This window comes from Pseudomonas taiwanensis (genome assembly GCF_013393345.1).
Lineage (GTDB): Bacteria > Pseudomonadota > Gammaproteobacteria > Pseudomonadales > Pseudomonadaceae > Metapseudomonas > Metapseudomonas resinovorans_C.
The window spans coordinates 1-16,614 of sequence record NZ_QJRF01000057.1 but is presented as its reverse complement, the minus strand read 5'-3'; the positions used below and the strand labels follow the sequence as shown (position 1 = coordinate 16,614).

The window sequence follows — 16,614 nt, the reverse complement described above, 5'->3', positions numbered from 1 at the left end:
CCCGGTCAGCCGATTGCCTTGGCCATTTCACTGGTCGCGGCCCAGCCCAGTTCTTGGTAGACCGGTCTGCCTGCCTCGGTCGCGTGCAGCACGGCGAAGCTCAGTCCACGCTCTTCGAACTCGGCTTCCGCCAGTTTCATCAGCGCGGAGGCCAGGCCTCGGCGTCGATAGGCCGCCTCGACGAAAACATTCAGCACATAGCCGCGCTGGTCCCGATCCGGATGGGCCGGATGCGGGGGCCAGTCGATGCTCATGAGGCCTATCGCGGCCACGGGCTGTCCCTCGTCCATCAAGGCAAACCCGTAGTAACGGCCATCGGCGAGGCGCTCGTGCAGCCAGGGGCGGAAGTGCTCGGTCATCACCCGCAAACCCGACGGAACGCCCCCCGCCTCGAGGAACATGGCTTCGCGATGCCGGCAAATCATCGAAACGTCTTCCGGCTGAAGTCGACGTGCCTCCAGCCCTGAAAAATCGATATCTTCGGGAATCTTTTTCATTGCACGAACCGGGTACGGAGTTGTCGATCCTAGGGCGGAGCACAGGTCAGTGATAGGTCCAGATCGAAGCTGAAATCTCCATACAGCGACCGGGGCGCGAGTTGCGAGTCGTGGACTGCCAACCGTCTGCATCGAGCGCCACCGGCTGGCATATGGTCGGTCCTAACCTACTGTTACTGGACCCTCTCCAGGCTGATCCGCGGCGATCAACTTCGGCCGTGAACACGGCAATCCCATCTCAGCAGGAACAAAACAATGTCCATGTCTTTGCTTGCCGAGCTTTTCAAACGGAACGAACAGCAACTGTTGGAGAAGTGGTTGGCGGCCCAGCGGGCAGCCGGGATTCGCCTGGACCTGATTGACGAGCGGGCGGTGGAAGAGAACTCCCGTGAGTTGCTCAAGGCCTTCACCATGGCCCTGGCACAAGGCTCCGACAGCTTCGAAGCAGCCGCGTGGCAACCGCTGAAGCTGCAGCTGGAACGCCTGTCGGTGGCCCAGGCCCGCCAGGGATTCAGCCCTTCCGAAACCGCCACCTTCGTCTTCTCGCTCAAGGAACCGCTGTTCGAGTTGATGCAGGAGGGCGATTCCGTCGAGGCGCTCTGGCAAGTCAGCAGGTTGATCGACCAACTGGGCCTGTTCAGCCTCGAATACTTCATAGCCGGCCGGGAAACGGTGATCCGCGAGCAGCAGGAGAGCATGCTGGAATTGTCCACGCCGGTGGTCCAGTTGTGGGACGGCGTGCTGGCCGTGCCACTGATCGGTGCGCTGGACAGCAACCGCACGCAGATCGTGATGGAGTCTTTGCTGGAGAAGATCGTCGAAACCGAGTCGGATATCGCCATCATCGACATCACCGGCGTGCCCACCGTCGACACCATGGTCGCCCAGCACCTGCTCAAGACCATCACCGCCGCCAAGCTGATGGGTGCCAGATGCATCATCAGCGGTATCCGCCCGCAGATCGCCGCAACCATCGTCCACTTGGGCGTGGAGCTGGGTGATGTCGTGACCAAGGCTTCCCTGGCGGACGCCTTCAAGATGGCCCTGAAACAGATGGACATGCGTGTGGTCAGCAGCACCTTGTCTCGCTGAGGAAGCCAGCATGGTAGATCGTATCCCGATTCTCAAAATGGGCAGGTACTTGCTGCTCAGCATCCAGGTCGACATGCACGATCAACTGGCCATGGACCTGCAGGAGGACCTGACCGACCAGATCGTGCGGCACAGGGCGAAAGGCGTGCTGATCGATATTTCCTCCCTGGAGATAGTCGACTCTTTCATCGGGCGCATGCTTTCCCATATCGCCAACGTCTCGCGGATTCTCGACGCCAAGGTGATCGTGGTCGGCATGCAGCCGGCAGTGGCGATCACACTGGTGGAGCTGGGGCTCTCGCTGGAAGGCATCGCCACGGCACTGAATATCGAAAAAGGCATGCGCTGGCTCGAAACCAGCCTGAGCGACGACGAGCCCTGGGAGCACGAACGTGACGACGACACAGACGCTCCCGCTGAAGCAGGAAACTGACATCGTTGTCGTCCGCCAGCAGGTTCGCAAAGCCGCCGCGCAGGCCAACCTCGGGCTGGTCTCGCAGACCAAGATCGTTACCGCAGCCAGTGAAATCGGGCGCAACGCACTGCTCTATGGCGGTGGCGGCGAATGCCTTATCGAGATCACCCAGCGTGAGGCACGTGCAGCGCTGCGCCTGGTCATCACCGACCAGGGCCCCGGCATAGCGGATATCGAACAGGCGCTGCGCGATGGTTACACCTCGGGTAATGGGCTGGGGCTGGGGCTCAGCGGTTCGCGACGGCTGGTCGACGAGTTCTCGATCCGCAGCGAGCCCGGCAGCGGCACCACGGTTGAAATGTGGAAGTGGAAATGAACGGCCAGGCCACGCAGGTTCATGCCGTTACCCATCTGGCCCATGCGGACGCCGTGCGCCGCTCGATAGTCAGCCATGCGCGCCAGGTATGTACCGACGAATCGGTGCTGGACCGCCTTGCCGTGGTGATCCAGGAAATGGCGCGTAATCTGGTGATTCACGCCAAGGGCGGTGAAATCCTCTTCTCCCAGGACCCGAATCGCCTCGAGTTGCTTGCCGTCGACCGGGGGCCGGGCATGACCGACGTGGCCCGCTGCCTGGCCGACAGCTACTCGACCAGCGGGACCATGGGCGCTGGCCTCGGGGCAATCAGCCGGCTCTCCGACCTGTTCGACATCTACTCCCAGCCAGGGCAGGGCACTACCGTGCTCGCGCAGTTCCGCCTGCAAGCAACGGCGAGCGATTGGCTGGTGGGCGGCATCTGTACGCCCTATCCGGGAGAAACGGTGAGTGGCGATGCCTGGGCGGTCAAGGGCAATCGGGTGATGGTGTGTGACGGCCTCGGCCACGGTCACGCTGCCAACGCGGCCAGCAACAGGGCCTGCCAGCTGTTCCTCAAACATGACCTGAACCTCTCGCTGGAAACCCTGCTCGAATGTTTGCACCGGGCGTTGATGGCGACCCGAGGCGGAGCGGTGGCATTGACCGAAGTCCTGCCCCATCAGGCCCAGGTGCGCTTTTGCGGAATGGGCAACATTGCCGGCTTACTGCATGACGGCCGCAGCCGCAGCATGGTTTCCGGCAATGGCACCGTGGGCTATCGGATCGGGAAGATCCGCAGCTTCAGCTATCCGTGGACGCCCTCCACCTTGTTGCTGCTGGCCTCCGACGGGATCAGCACCCGCCATGACCTGGCCAGCTATTCCGGCCTGACGATGCGGCATCCTGCGGTAATCGCCGCGGTGATTCACCGCGACTTCAAACGCCATAACGACGACGCCACTGTGGTAGTGACCCGATATGCAGAAGAAGCAACGCATCGCCAGCATCCACATCCGTGAGGAAGTCGATGTCGTTGCCTGCCGCCAGAGTGCCCGGCGCGTCGCGGGCTGGCTCGACCTGCCACAGATCGAACAGATCCGCTTTGCCACGGCAGTGTCGGAGCTGGCGCGCAATATCTATCAGTACGCTGGCGGGGGAACCTTCCATTTCGATCTTTCGGCGGATACCCGAGGCCAGTTGAGCCACCTGTGTTTCGAGGCCATGGACGAGGGCCCGGGTATCGACAGCATCGAGCAGATCCTCGACGGCAGCTATGTCTCGCCCACCGGCATGGGCCTCGGCCTGCGGGGCGCACAGCGGCTGATGGACGAATTCGAGATACGCACTTCGTCCAGCGGAACGCAAATTCGTGCACGCAAGGTGATTTTCCCTGCGCGCCCATTTCCTTCCTCGTCGCAGACCAACGAGATTCGTGCCCAGCTGCAGGCCGAAGGTGCAGCTGACCCCTATATCGAGCTTCAGGTGCGCGGTACCGAGCTGCTGCTCACCACATCGGAATTGCAGAACAAGCAGATCGAGCTGGAAGCCATCAACGTGGAGCTGGAAAACACCAACAAGGGGGTGGTCGCCCTGTATTCCGAACTGGAGAAGGCCAACGAGGAGGTGCGCGAGGCCAGTGAGTCGAAGAGTCGCTTCTTCACCAATATGACCCATGAGATCCGCACCCCGATCAACATCGTCGAAAACATCAGCAAGCTGCTGCTCCAGGGTGTCGACGGTACGCTCAATCAGGAGCAGTACAAGCAGGTGACCTTCATCAGCGAAGCCGCTGCCGAACTCTCGGCCGTGGTGAATGACCTGCTTGACCTGTCCAAGGCCGAGTCCGGACGAATCGAGATCATTCCCGTGCGTTTCACCCTCGATGATTTCGTCCATGAGCTGCGCCAGTTCACCAGTGCCATCGCCTTGCGCTTCCCGTTGCTGCAGTGGGAAGTGGACAGCGCGCCTTGCGACGTGGAGCTGGAGACCGACCGGCACAGGCTGTTCCAGGTCATGCGCAACCTGATCGACAACGCCTTCAAGTACACCCCCAGTGGCAAGGTCTGCGTGCGCATCTACCGGCCGGACGAACAAAGCGTGGAGTTCCTGGTGGAAGACACCGGCATTGGTATCGCGCCGGAAAATCATGTCCGGGTGTTCGAAGAGTTCCTGCGGGTGCGTGGCCATGACCAGGCCAAGGTCCAGGGTACCGGCCTCGGCCTGCCGCTGGCTCAGCGCCTGGCGAGACTGCTTCACGGCGACATCAGCGTGGACAGCGCGCTGGGGCGAGGCAGCCGGTTCCTGCTGCGCATCGCTCGCTTTCATGACCGAGCCAGCAGCGAAGCGAGTAACCTCGACCTGTCCGGCGTCAGCATTCTGCTGATCGACGACAGCGAGGCGGATCGCTACTTCCTCGCGCGCCTGCTGCAGCCCTATCACCCGGTGATCTTCGAGGCCGCCAATGCGGCATCGAGCATCGACAAGCTGTTCGCCGTACGGCCGGACATCATCTTCCTTGACCTGGACCTTCCCGACATCGCTGGGGAGGACCTGTTGGAAAGCATGGATTGGAGCCTGCATTCAAGGGTTCTGATCTGTACCGCCAAGATTCTCGACGAGGCGAGCCTGGAGCGGCTCGGCCGCCAGAGCCGGGCGATCCTGCAAAAGTCCCAGCCGGACTACAGCGAGCAGGTGCTGCATCATGTGCGGCGCCTGACGGAGGAACAAAGCGATGGACACTAAGAGAGTCCTGATCATCGACGACCTCGAAGCCAACCGCTATGTACTGCGCAAGATCGTCACCAACGACCCGGGTTTCGAGATCATCGAGGCAAGGAACGGTGCTGAAGGCCTTGCCCTGATGATGCAAGGCGTCGATCTGGTGATCCTCGACATCAACCTGCCCGACATGACCGGTTTCGAACTGATCCAGGTGGCCGAGAAGCAACTCGGTCCGTCGCGCCTGCCCGCGATCATCAACATCTCCGCCACCTTCGTCAGTAGCAGCGACAAGGCCAAGGGGATCAATACCGGCGCCAGGGCCTACCTGACCCACCCGATCAATCCCGAAGAGGTGATGGCGACCATCGCCAGCCTGATGAAGAGCAACAGCCGCGTCGAAAGGCTCGAACGGCAGCGCAATCGGGCGAAGGCGCGCAACGAGCAGCTGAGCAGGGAGAAGATCATGCTGCAGCGCTTCATGCGCTCGTTCACCCACGACCTGCGCTCACCCTTGTCCGCTGCGGTGATGGCCACGGGATTGATGCGCAGCAACCCGTCGCGACGCACCGATGAACTCCTCGCCATCCTGGAAAACAACCTGAAGCGCATCGATGAGATGGTGGCCAACCTGCTGGACATTTCCCATGTCAGCGTAGGAGGTGGCATCAAATTGGTGGGGGCGCAGCTCGACCTGCCTTCGCTCTTGCGCGAAGCCGTAGCCAATCTGGCGCTGCACTTGACCAATCCCCTGGAACTGGAAATGGACGAGAACTCCGGTGTGGTGGTCTGGGATCGGGCGGCGTTCGTGCGTATCTTCGACAACCTGGTGGGCAACGCCGCCAAGCATGGCAAGTCGGGCGCACCGATCCGCATCACCCAGACCAGCAAGGACGGCTGGGTTCATCTCACGGTATGCAACGAGGGCCTGTTTCCGGATGACGTGCTGAAGAACCTCGCCACGCCGTATTTCATCTCTACCCAGAGCGATGCGAAGGGCTGGGGGCTGGGCCTGCCCATCGTGAAGGCCCTGACCGAAAGCTTCGGAGGCGGGGTGCAATTCAGCAACACCAATGACCTGGCCTGCGTCGAGTTGCGCCTGCCGGCTGCGATCGCCTCGGTCAGCCCGTAGTCGGTACCCCATTTGTAGGATGGGTGGAGCGGAGCGATACCCATCAACCCCGATGGGGCCACTGCGTGGCCTTGGCGAATGAATTCGCCCCTACAGGACTGTGCCGAAAGTGGGCCGAGAGTCACCCCTCGCCCTCTGGGAGAGGGGCCGGGGCGGGCCGCGTTCGGATGAGGGTGTGGCCGGCTAGCGCGGTGCCCAACCATTTCGCGAATGAATTCGCTCCCACAACAGCAGGCAGGACTGCGTCCTGCTTAGCGATTGAAATCGCACCCAAAGGACTGCGCCGAAGCTGAGCCGGGAGTCACCCCTCTCCCGCCTGCGGGAGAGGGGCCGGGGGATAGGGTTGCAACCGGCTGGCTCGGTGCCTAACCATTTCGCGAATGAATTCGCTCCCACAAGAGCGGGCAGGACTGCGTCCAGCATAGCGATTGAAATCGCCCCCACAGGGAGATGCGGAGGTGAGCCGAGAGTCACCCCTCTCCCGCCTGCGGGAGAGGGGCCGGGGGTGAGGGTGGCACCCGGCCGGCTCGGTGCCCGACCATTTCGCGAATGAATTCGCTCCTACAAGAGCGGGCAGGACTGCGTCCTGCATAGCGATTGAAATCGCCCCCACAGGATTGCGCCGGAGGTGGGCTGGGAGTCACCCCTCGCCCTCTGGGAGAGGGGCCGGGGCGGGCCGCGTTCGGATGAGGGTGTGGCCTGCTAGCGCGGTGCCCAACCATTTCGCGAATGCATTCGCTCCCACAAGAGCAGACAGGACTGCGTCCTGCATAGCGATTGAAATCGCCCCCACAGGACTGTGCCGAAAGTGGGCCGAGAGTCACCCCTCGCCCTCCGGGAGAGGGGCCGGGGGAGAGGGTTGCAGCCGGCCGGCTCGGTGCCGAACCATTTCGCGAATGAATTCGCTCCCACAGGACCGGATTCGTAGGATGGGTGGAGCGGAGCGATACCCATCAACCCCGAAGGGGCCACTGCGTGGCCTTGGCGAATGAATTCGCCCCTACAGGGCTGAGCCGTCTGGCGTCACCCCTCGCCCTCCGGGGTGAAGAGGCACGCTTTTGGAAGCACCGCTTCCAGTGCAGATGAACGCCTGAGCGCGAAGCGATCAGGCCGGGGCGCAGGGCGGGGGCCGGGGGAGAGGGTGGTGCAGGCTGGCTCGATGTCAGGCCATTTCGCCCTACAGAAAATCCAGGAAGCGCCTGAGACCACGAGTCGGCTGCTTGTCCTGGTGGATGGCGCGATAGAACACGCGTTTCAGCGGGCCGCTGGGGGAGGGCAGGGTGCACAGCTGTCCCAGGGCCAGCTCGCCACGCACCATGAGTCGGGAAACACAGGCGATGCCTGCACCGGCAATCACGCAACGCTTGATCGCCTCGCCGTCGGAAACCTCCAGCAGTTGGCGCGGGCTGCCCAGCCAGGGGCCGATCAGGTGTTCCAGCATGTTCCGGGTGCCCGAACCCGGCTCGCGCATGATCCAGCGTGTACTCGCCAGCTCCTCGGCTGTTGGCGCCTTCAACCTTGACAACGGATGGCTCGGCGCCGCGATCAGCACCAGTTCGTCTTCAAGCCAGGGCCGTACGTCGATGTCCGGGTGCTGCACCGGTCCTTCCACGAATGCCACGTCCACCGTGAAGTTGCACAACGACTCGACGATGCGCTCTGTGTTCTCCACCTTCAGTTCGAGGCGGCTGTCCGGCTCGGCCTCGAGAAAGGCCGCCAGTTTCTCCGGCAGCAGGTAGCCGCCGATGGTGGTGCTGGCGCCAATGCGTAGATGGCAGGCGAGTTGCTGCTGGAAGAGCGATTCCACCTCCTGGGCGCCTTCGAGGGTCGCTTGCGCACGGGGATACAGGCGACGCCCGTGCTCATTCAGCACCAGGCGCTTGCCGTGGCGATCGAACAGCCGCGTACCCAGCTGATGTTCCAGGTCCTGCAGGGACATGCTCGCCGCCGACTGGGTGAGGCTGAGTTCCTTGCTGGCGCGGGTGACGCTGCCGAGATCGGCGATGGCGATGAACGTGGCGAGTTGGCGGAGGGTGATGCGGCATTGCATATCAGCATTCCTGATATGACCAATAAGAATAGGTCGCTTCGTTTAGGTTATATGCCGCGGCAAGCTTGCGCTACCACAAGCGAGGTATCGCCATGCTAGTCCTGAGTCGCACTGAACGTTCGCCTTTCGTCCTCCTCGCCGGGGTCGGCGTCAGCTTCCTGCTGGCCGGCCTGGCGCTCTGGCTTTCCACGACTTCGGCCCTGCAGGGAATGGGCCTTGGCGCGCTGACCCTGGCCATGCTGCTGGGACTGCTGGCCGGCAACCTGTCTTCCGGACGCATCCACGACGCACTCGGCGCCGGCCTGCAATTCTGCAAGCAGCCGGTCCTGCGTTTCGGCGTCGCGCTCTACGGCCTGCGCCTGACAGTCCAGCAGGTCCAGGCGCTGGGCGTACAGGCCTTCGTCATCGATGCCGTACTGATCCTTTCCACCATTACCCTGGCGATCTGGCTGGGCACGCGGGTGCTGCGCCTGGAGCGCGAGACCGCGATCCTGATCGGCGCCGGTCATGCCATCTGTGGGGCCGCCGCTGTGCTTGCCAGCGCCGGGATGGTGAAGGGACGCAATGACCAAGTGGCCATCGCCATCGCCTGCGTGGTGCTCTTCGGCACCGTGGGCATGCTGCTCTACCCCTGGGTGTTCACCCTCGCGCCGACGCTGTTGGGCGACAGCCATGGCTTCGGCGTATTCACCGGGGCGACCCTGCATGAAGTGGCCCAGGTGGTCGCCGCCGGCCAGGCCATGGACCCGCAGGCAGCCGAGGCGGCCATCGTTGCCAAACTGATTCGCGTCTTGCTGCTGGCACCGTTCCTGTTGGGTCTGGGAGTCTGGCTGTCCCGCCGCAGCGCGCCGGGCCACGCGGTGGCTCCGGTCAAGGTGCCGCTGTTCGTCATCGGTTTCGTGGTCTGCATGCTGCTCAACTCCTGGCTGCCCTTGCCGCAGGACCTGCACCAAATGGCGGTCGGCGCGGATGACCTGCTGCTCGCCGCCGCCATGGGCGCGCTCGGTTTCAGTACCCGCCTCAGCGACCTGCGCAAGGCCGGACTCAAGCCCCTGTTGCTGGCCTTCGCCCTGACCGCGCAACTGATGATCGTCGGCGGTGTGCTGAGCCTGATCTGACCTCGCGGCACCGAGCCCGGGGAATCCATGCGAAGGACGCGCGCACTTGAAGTAATGAGGTAGAAATCGTGACACGTCGTCTTTCCGTTCTGGCCGGCCGCATGCGCAAGCTGGATGGCGGCAGCATGTTCGGCAGCCTGCCGCGCCAGCATTGGGCGGACTGGGTCGAGACCGACCCGGACAACCAGATCGCCCTTGGCTCGCGTGTCCTGCTGGTGCAGGAGCCCGGGCGGAATGTGCTGATCATGGCCGGTAGCGAACCCTTGCTCGCGCCGGTTCCCAGGACCTGCCGCTGCCAGCCGCAGCCGCTGGGCCTGCTCGACAGCCTGGCGCAGCGGGGGTTGGACGAGGACGACATCGATACGGTGATCCTGTGCCATGTACAGGCGTTGCTGCCGCCTGATGTTCGCAGCGCCTTCCAGGCCGGGGACCCGCCCCGGCTGCTCTTCCCCAGGGCGGCTTACGTCACCGGGGCGCGCCAATGGTCCCGTGCCCTGCGCCCGCATCCCCGCGACCGCATCTGGTTCGTGCCGCAAATCCTCGATCAGCTCGAATCGAGCGGTCGTCTGGAACTGGTCGAGGACTGCGCCTGCGACGTGATGGGGGAGGGCTGGAAGTTCCATGTCAGCGACGGCTACACGCCGGGACAGCTCCTCCCGGAACTGGAAATGCCCGGCGGGCCTGTGGTGTTCGCGGGCGACCTCATCCCCGGTTTGCATTGGCTGGATCTGGACATGGCCAGCGCCTTCGACCGCAATCCCGAATGCCTGGTCGAAGAGAAGGAGAGCCTGCTGGATCACATCGTGGCTGCGGGCGGCCGTCTGATGCTGGCGCGCGACCCGGCTGTCGCCCTGGCGAAAGTCACCCGAGATCGCCAGTCACGTTACTGCGCGTTCGATCACCATCGTTGCCTGGACCGGTGCGAGACCTGAGCGTCGGCTGCTTATACGGGAACTGGCCCGGTCAGCCCCGCAGCGCCTGCGTTTGCTCCAGCAACCAGTCGCGGAGTATCTGCATCTCCATCGAGCCAGCCAGGTCGCGGCGGCAGACGAAGTAGTGCCTGCGGTCGTTGGCAAGCAAGGACTCGCGGGTCGGTCGCACCAGCTTGCCGGCGTCGAGTTGTGGCTGGACGAGATGGCGCCAGGCGAGGCCGACACCCACTTCCTCCTGCACGGCGTCCAGCAGCATCGAGAAGTGGCTGAAGTCCATGGTCTCCTTGCCCGTCGATGCGTCGGCGCCGAACTGCTTGAACCAGAATGCCCAATCCACCGGTGCCCAGAGCCTCGCTTTCCAGTGGCTGGCACTGAGGTTCAGCAGCGTGACGCTCTTCAGCCCCTCCAGGGTGGTGATCTGCGGGTTCTGTGCGAGGAATCCCGGCGTGCAGACCGGGAATATCTCCTCGGAGAAGAGGTACTCGGCCACGTACTGGGGATGCTCTTCGAGACCCAGGGTCACCGCGGCGCCGAAGCGCTCCTGGTAGTCCGGGTTGGCGTCGGAACTGATCAGATGCAACTGAAGTTGCGGATGCTCGGCCCGCAGTTGCTTCAGCCGTGGCATCAGCCACAGCTGGGCGAAGGCGGTGGTGGTGATCAGTGCCAGATAATCCAGGCTGTTGCGGCGGAGCAGTTCGCGGGAGGTGGTCGCGATGTGCTGCAAGGCAGAGGAGGCTGCCAGGAACAGCGAGTGTCCTTCGCTGGTGAGTTGGACCTTGCGGTTGCCACGCAAGAACAGCTTCAAGCCATAGAAGTCTTCCAGCGTCTGTATCTGGCGGCTGACCGCTGCCTGCGTCACGCAGAGTTCCTCCGCCGCCAGCTTGAAACTGCCATGGCGGGCGGCCGCTTCGAAGGTTCGCAACGCGTTCAGGGGCGGAAGGAGCTGTCTGAGGTTTTTCATGGTTGCAGATGCCGAGCCGGGTACTTGAGGCAGTTAACCAAAGCGCAATCGAGAATGACAGATGCCCGCGATACAGCTGCCAGCCTCTAATCATTAGCCCTCGTTCCCACTTAACAAAAAGCTAAGTGAAACCCGCGCAAAACTCGTTTGTCAGCGGTTTGCCGTCTATCGATGATCGACCCCGGATCAACCAGTAGATGGGAGCAAGCCATGCGATTCGAAAACAAAGTTGTCGTGATAACCGGGGGTGCCGGCGGCGTCGGTCAGGCACTGGTGAAACTATTCGCTGCAGAAGGCGCACGCGTGATGATCTCGGACCTCAATGCCGAGGGTTGCCAGGCGATGGTCGAGCAGGCCCGCCAGCTCGGCGCAGAGGCCGACTGCCTGGCCGGCAATCTCCGGGAGAAGGAGTATTGCGAAGCGGTCATTGCGCGGACGGTGGAGCGCTTCGGCGGTGTCGACATCCTGCTCAACAACGCCGGCATCATTCCACGCGGCACCATCGAAGAGACCACCGACGACATGTGGTTCACCGCGATGGACGTCAACCTCAACGCGGTGTTCTTCCTCTGCCGCGCCGCGATCCCCCATATGAAACAGCGCGGCGGCGGCGCCATCGTCAACACGTCCTCGGTCTGGGGCACCTATCCGGGGCCTGGCCACGTCGCCTATTGCACCAGCAAGGGCGCGGTGGCTGCGCTGTCGAAAAACCTGGGCCGCGACTGCGCGCCCCTGGGCATCCGCGTCAATGCCGTGTGCCCGCATGAAATCAACACGCCGATGATCCGCAGCGGCTTCGAGCGCCGTGGCCTGGACCCGGACAAGGCAATCGAGGAACTGAACAAGACCGTGCCGCTGGGGCGCATCGCCGAGCCGGAGGACATCGCCGATGTGATTGCCTTCCTGGCGTCCGACCAGGCTCGTTACATCGCTGGCGAGACGGTGGAAGTCACCGGCGCCAAACCGGTTTCAGGCTGAGGAACGTCCATGATGCTGAACAACAAGGTGGCCGTCGTGACCGGCGGCGGACGTGGAATCGGTCGCGGGATTACCGAAAAACTGCTGCAAGCCGGTGCCCGCGTGCTGGTCGCGCAGCGCCAACCGCTGGAGGACAGCCTGGCTGCCAACCCGCAGGTAGCCTGGGTTGAGGTCGACCTGGCCGAGCGCACCGCGCCCTCGATCATTGCGCGGGCCGTCGAGGATCGATTCGGTGGCGCCGATATCCTGGTCAACAATGCCGGATTCATGTTCGAGCGCTCGCTCGACGAGATGGACGAAGAGGACTGGGATCGGATGATGGCCGTCAACCTCCGCGCCCCGGTCTTCCTGGCGAAGGCGTTGCTGCCGCAGTTGCGCGTGCGGGGCGGCAGCATCGTCAACATCGGCTCCATCGAAGGCATCGGCGCCAACCCCTGGCACACCGCCTATTGCGGTTCCAAGGCCGGCGTCCATGGCTTCACCCGCGCCATGGCCGTCGACCTGGGACGCGACGGCATCCGCTGCAACGCCATCGCCCCCGGGTGGATCAACTCGGACCTCAGCCACGCCTACATCGACGCACAGCCCGACCCCGCACAAGCCCGTGCCGGCCTGCTCAAGCTGCACCCGGTTGGACGTACCGGCGAGCCGGAGGACATCGGCAACGTCGTCGTCTTCCTGGCCAGCGAGGCGGCGGCTTTCATCACCGGCCAGGTGATCGTCGTCGACGGGGGACGAACCGCGAAGTTGCCGTTGCCGTTCTGAGTGGGGGTGCGCAGGGTCTGGAGGATGGTTGGTCCAGCGCGAGTCACCCTTCTCCCTTCGGGAGAGGGGTGGGGCCGCCCGGTTTACAACTCGCCATGCACACCCATTCATTCCGCGATTGCCGCAGGTCATCCAGGCCAAGCAACAGGTCATCCGCGCCCAACAGTGACAGGGCATCGCGCAGAAGCTGCAGGCCGGGCACCTGGCCGCCTTTGCAGGCTTGCCATTGCTGTTCGGCGGCTTGGCGAGGGTCGTCGAATTGAGTGCTGAGCTGGGCAATGCCGTGTCGGAGCATCAGCGGTTTCAGTGTTGCCAGCGGCTCTGAAAATGCGGCGAGGAAGTGCTCGATCAGATGAAGCAATTCCTCCGGTGGGATGGAGGGTGACTGGAGTCCGAAGAGGATGCCGGGTCGTCCACGTATTCGCCGATAGCCTGACAGGACGCCATAGCCCAATTGCAGCTCGGTGCGCATGCGCTGGAAGAAGGCGGGCTCGATGAGTTGCGCGAGCGCGCGCCAGGTCGCCTCGGTGAGCGTGTCCTGGCCGGGTTGGGCGCAGAACAGCAGGAGGACGTGTTGCGGGTCGGCGGTTTCGAAAGGTGTCCAGCAGCATCCGGCAGGATTGGGGGCCATCGAGGGAAGCGGACCGATGGATCGGCCAGGCAGCGTACGAGTCTGGGCGATGACCTGGGCCTGCGTGCGGGCATCCAGCCCAAACGCGAGCCCATCCCAGGCAGCCGACTGCCAGAAGTCATGCCATGCACACACCAGTTCCTCGGCGGTGAAAGTGGAATCCGCTTCTGTGCCCTGATCCAGTCTGTGGAACATTTGCTGGATGAGGATACCCCTGGGTTTCCCCGGCCCAGGCAATACGGACGATAGCGTCGGCATGACCCGGAGCCGTTCGAGTACGGCTTGCAGTGCCGATGGAATCACGCGAGCGATTCCACTGAAGGCAATCTCCCAATCCGTTTGCTGCTGGAGCAGGCGGATTTCCAGTCCGGCTTGCCGGGCTTCAGCAATGACTGGGGCGAGCCTCGTGCGCAGCATCGCCAGCAGTCGGGGTTGCGCAGGGATGGCCGAAGCGGCGCGCCAACGCAGGAAGAGTGCGCCCTGACCGCCGGGGCCGGGTGGATCAGGTGCAATCCGCAGGCTGGCTGGTGCGTGCTCGGTCAGGTCGGCGGGCGCAATGCGGGGCCATTCCTCCTCGCGCAGGAAACGGTTGGCAGGGGGGACCTGCCATTCGGTTGAGGACGCGCTGGGGGAGCGTGCAAGACCGCCGCGCAGATGCACCAGCTGTGCCGGCTTCAATTGCGCCAGAACGGCGGGGAGGGCGGCCAGTATCTTTCGGCCGGAACCAGGCAACTGCCGGTCATTGCACAGCCAGTGCCGCGCCACTGCCAATGGTCCCATGGATTCCAACTGACGCAGTTGCACACGAACGTACTCGCCCAACAAGGCGTCCTTGTCCTGCAGGCCGGCAAAGAATTCCAGCCAGCTGAACAGCAGGGCCACGGCATCCGGCTGGTCGGCGGATGGCGGTCGGGCCAGTTGCAGGTCGAGCTGCAGAATGGCCTGGCGGTCTCCGACCTTCGATGTCTTGAGGTCCAGCCGCTCTGCAATCCCGGCCTCGCGAAGATGGCCGAACCAACTGCCAGGTCCCTCATGAGCCAGCCAGAAGGCGATGAAGTCGAGGGCCATTTCGGCATCTCGCGGCAGGCTGTCGAGGACAAAGGCCAGGCTCAGGTCGGAGTCGGAAGGCGCGGGCGCAAGGCCTTGCCGCAGGGGAAAGAGGGCGGGTGTCGCTGGACGTGTCAGCAGCGGGGCACTGTCAAGCTGGGACGCGTGGCGCTGAGCAAGCCAGTGCAGTTCATGGAGCGGTTGCGGCCCCGCCAGCACCAGGGTCTTCTGACCGGCTCGGTAGAAATGGCGATGGTGTTCGTGCAGCGCCGCCTGGAAAGCCGGCTGGCGGATCGGCAGGCTGTAGCGATTGCCGGCATGGAAGCGCGCAGAAGGATGATTCCGGGGCAGGCTGGCCGCCAATGGCAGGGCGCTGCGCCCGTCGGCGCGTGACCAGGCGAGGAATTCGGCATGCAGTACCTCGCGCTCCCGCTCCTGGCTGGGCAGGGTCAGCGCTGGCGCGGCAATCATGTCGCAGAGCCGCGCCAGCCCGCCATCGAAGGCGCTGCGCGGCAGCTCGAAGAAGAAGTCGGTATGGCGCTCGCGAGTGGTCGCATTGACCTCGCCACCCTGGGCCAGGACGAAGGGAATCAGGCCCTGTCCCGAGGGGAAGTGGGCGCTGCCGAGAAAAACCAGGTGTTCGAGGAAGTGCGCCATGCCGGGATAGGCCTGCGGAGCATCATGGCTTCCGGCATGTATCCGCAGGGCGGCAGCGGCCCTGCCAAGGCCGGGCTGATGGAGCAGAACCAGCTCCAGGCCATTGTCCAGGCGGGTACGCAATGGGCTGGGTCCGGGGACGTGTCGGCTGTTCATGGTTTCAGCGGCTCGTGGCGATGAGCCGGCCATTCTTCTCGTTGCGATAGGTCAGTTGTTCCAGCGGCTGGGCGGCATGTTCCGCTTCCTCCCGGGCCGCGAGTATCTGGCCGTGGTGGCGCGACTTGGCGCAGACCGGGTCGGCGTTGCTGGCGTCACCGGTGAGCAGGAAGGCCTGGCAGCGGCAGCCGCCGAAGTCCTTTTCCTTCTCGTCGCAGGAGCGGCACGGTTCGGGCATCCAGTCATAGCCGCGGAAGCGGTTGAAGCCGAAGGACTCGTACCAGATGTGCCGCAGCGAGTGCTCGCGCACATTGGGGAACTGCACCGGCAACTGGCGCGCGCTGTGGCACGGCAGCGCGGTGCCGTCCGGGGTGATGTCGAGGAACAGGCTGCCCCAGCCGTTCATGCAGGCCTTGGGGCGTTCCTCGTAGTAGTCCGGGGTGACGAAGATCAGCTTGCAGGGGTGCTTCTCGGCGGCCAGCTTGGCCCGGTACTGGTTGGTGATGCCTTCGGCGCGTTCCAACTGAGCGCGGGTCGGCAACAGGCCGGCGCGGTTCAGTTCGGCCCAGCCGTAGAACTGGCAGATGGCGAGTTCGACGAAGTCCGCTTCCAGTTCCAGGCACAGCTCGATGATCCGCTCGATCTGGTCGATGTTGTGCCGGTGGATGACGAAGTTCAGCACCATCGGGTAGCCCGCCGCCTTCACCGCGCGGGCCATCGCCAGTTTCTGCGCGAAGGCCTTGCGCGAGCCGGCCAGCAGGTTGTTCACCGCCTCGTCGGCAGCCTGGAAGCTGACCTGGATATGGTCCAGCCCGGCGTCCTTGAAGGCTTCGATGCGCGCCTCGGTGAGGCCGATGCCGGAAGTGATCAGGTTGGTGTAGTAGCCCAGCTCGCGGGCGGCGCGGATCAGCTCTTCCAGGTCCTGACGAACCAGCGGCTCGCCACCGGAGAAACCCAGCTGTGCAGCGCCCAGCTCGCGGCCCTGGCGGAACACCTCGATCCACTGTGCCGTCGTGAGCTCCTCGCCCTGCTGGGCGAAATCCAGCGGGTTGGAACAGTACGGGCACTGCAGCGGGCAACGGTAGGTCAGCTCGGCCAGCAGCCAGA

General features: G+C 63.9%; 15 protein-coding genes. 10 read left to right on the top strand and 5 right to left on the bottom strand.

Translation table 11 applies throughout. From position 1 onward, the window contains the following. Window positions 1-5: 5 nt before the first annotated feature. Window positions 6-497 carry a GNAT family N-acetyltransferase gene (locus tag DM872_RS12400; protein ID WP_179059779.1) on the bottom strand — a complete coding sequence of 164 codons (492 nt, stop codon included), beginning with the start codon at window positions 495-497 and terminating at the stop codon, window positions 6-8. Between the two features lie 255 nt (window positions 498-752). On the opposite strand from DM872_RS12400, the gene DM872_RS12395 reads away from it, so the two are divergent. From DM872_RS12395 to DM872_RS12370, 6 genes are read left to right on the top strand one after another with little or no spacing between them, the layout of a single operon-like run. Next, a complete protein-coding gene (locus tag DM872_RS12395; protein ID WP_179059778.1) occupies window positions 753-1,589 on the top strand; it encodes an STAS domain-containing protein in 837 nt (278 codons plus the stop codon). A 10-nt stretch (window positions 1,590-1,599) separates the two neighbouring features. Continuing rightward, the gene (locus DM872_RS12390) at window positions 1,600-2,022 is read left to right on the top strand and encodes an STAS domain-containing protein (RefSeq protein WP_179059777.1); all 423 of its coding nucleotides are present in this window, start codon (window positions 1,600-1,602) and stop codon (window positions 2,020-2,022) included. Beyond that, on the top strand, window positions 1,982-2,380 hold the full coding sequence (locus DM872_RS12385; protein WP_179059776.1) for an anti-sigma regulatory factor: 399 nt from the start codon (window positions 1,982-1,984) through the stop codon (window positions 2,378-2,380). The genes DM872_RS12390 and DM872_RS12385 overlap by 41 nt, the downstream gene beginning before the upstream one ends. After that, complete coding sequence (locus DM872_RS12380; RefSeq protein WP_179059775.1) at window positions 2,377-3,381, top strand: ATP-binding protein; 1,005 nt, start codon at window positions 2,377-2,379, stop codon at window positions 3,379-3,381. Before DM872_RS12385 ends, DM872_RS12380 begins: the two co-directional genes overlap by 4 nt. Further along, window positions 3,341-5,104 (top strand): ATP-binding protein, encoded by a 1,764-nt coding sequence (locus tag DM872_RS12375; protein WP_179059774.1) that lies wholly within the window; start codon window positions 3,341-3,343, stop codon window positions 5,102-5,104. The genes DM872_RS12380 and DM872_RS12375 overlap by 41 nt, the downstream gene beginning before the upstream one ends. Then, a complete protein-coding gene (locus tag DM872_RS12370; protein WP_179059773.1) occupies window positions 5,094-6,212 on the top strand; it encodes an ATP-binding response regulator in 1,119 nt (372 codons plus the stop codon). Before DM872_RS12375 ends, DM872_RS12370 begins: the two co-directional genes overlap by 11 nt. Window positions 6,213-7,389: 1,177 nt before the next feature. Here DM872_RS12370 and DM872_RS12365 read toward each other — a convergent pair. Beyond that, window positions 7,390-8,262 carry a LysR family transcriptional regulator gene (locus DM872_RS12365; RefSeq protein WP_179059772.1) on the bottom strand — a complete coding sequence of 291 codons (873 nt, stop codon included), beginning with the start codon at window positions 8,260-8,262 and terminating at the stop codon, window positions 7,390-7,392. 92 nt (window positions 8,263-8,354) lie between these two features. Between DM872_RS12365 and DM872_RS12360 the strand changes: the two genes are divergently transcribed. Then, on the top strand, window positions 8,355-9,380 hold the full coding sequence (locus tag DM872_RS12360) for a YeiH family protein (protein ID WP_256873389.1): 1,026 nt from the start codon (window positions 8,355-8,357) through the stop codon (window positions 9,378-9,380). Between the two features lie 68 nt (window positions 9,381-9,448). Then, a complete protein-coding gene (locus DM872_RS12355) occupies window positions 9,449-10,312 on the top strand; it encodes an MBL fold metallo-hydrolase (protein WP_179059770.1) in 864 nt (287 codons plus the stop codon). A 31-nt stretch (window positions 10,313-10,343) separates the two neighbouring features. Here the strand turns inward: DM872_RS12355 and DM872_RS12350 are convergent, their stop codons facing one another. Continuing rightward, a complete protein-coding gene (locus tag DM872_RS12350) occupies window positions 10,344-11,273 on the bottom strand; it encodes a LysR substrate-binding domain-containing protein (RefSeq protein ID WP_179059769.1) in 930 nt (309 codons plus the stop codon). Between the two features lie 210 nt (window positions 11,274-11,483). Between DM872_RS12350 and DM872_RS12345 the strand changes: the two genes are divergently transcribed. Together DM872_RS12345 and DM872_RS12340 are read left to right on the top strand one after the other, a co-directional pair. After that, window positions 11,484-12,251 (top strand): SDR family NAD(P)-dependent oxidoreductase, encoded by a 768-nt coding sequence (locus DM872_RS12345; RefSeq protein WP_179059768.1) that lies wholly within the window; start codon window positions 11,484-11,486, stop codon window positions 12,249-12,251. 9 nt (window positions 12,252-12,260) lie between these two features. Continuing rightward, complete coding sequence (locus DM872_RS12340; protein ID WP_256873388.1) at window positions 12,261-13,016, top strand: SDR family NAD(P)-dependent oxidoreductase; 756 nt, start codon at window positions 12,261-12,263, stop codon at window positions 13,014-13,016. Window positions 13,017-13,059: 43 nt separating this feature from the next. On the opposite strand, the gene pqqF is transcribed toward DM872_RS12340, so the two are convergent. Beyond that, window positions 13,060-15,507 (bottom strand): pyrroloquinoline quinone biosynthesis protein PqqF, encoded by a 2,448-nt coding sequence (gene pqqF / locus DM872_RS12335; protein ID WP_179059767.1) that lies wholly within the window; start codon window positions 15,505-15,507, stop codon window positions 13,060-13,062. Window positions 15,508-15,511: 4 nt separating this feature from the next. Next, on the bottom strand, window positions 15,512-16,614 hold a 1,103-nt coding region (pqqE, locus tag DM872_RS12330), incomplete at its 5' end, for a pyrroloquinoline quinone biosynthesis protein PqqE (RefSeq protein WP_179059766.1).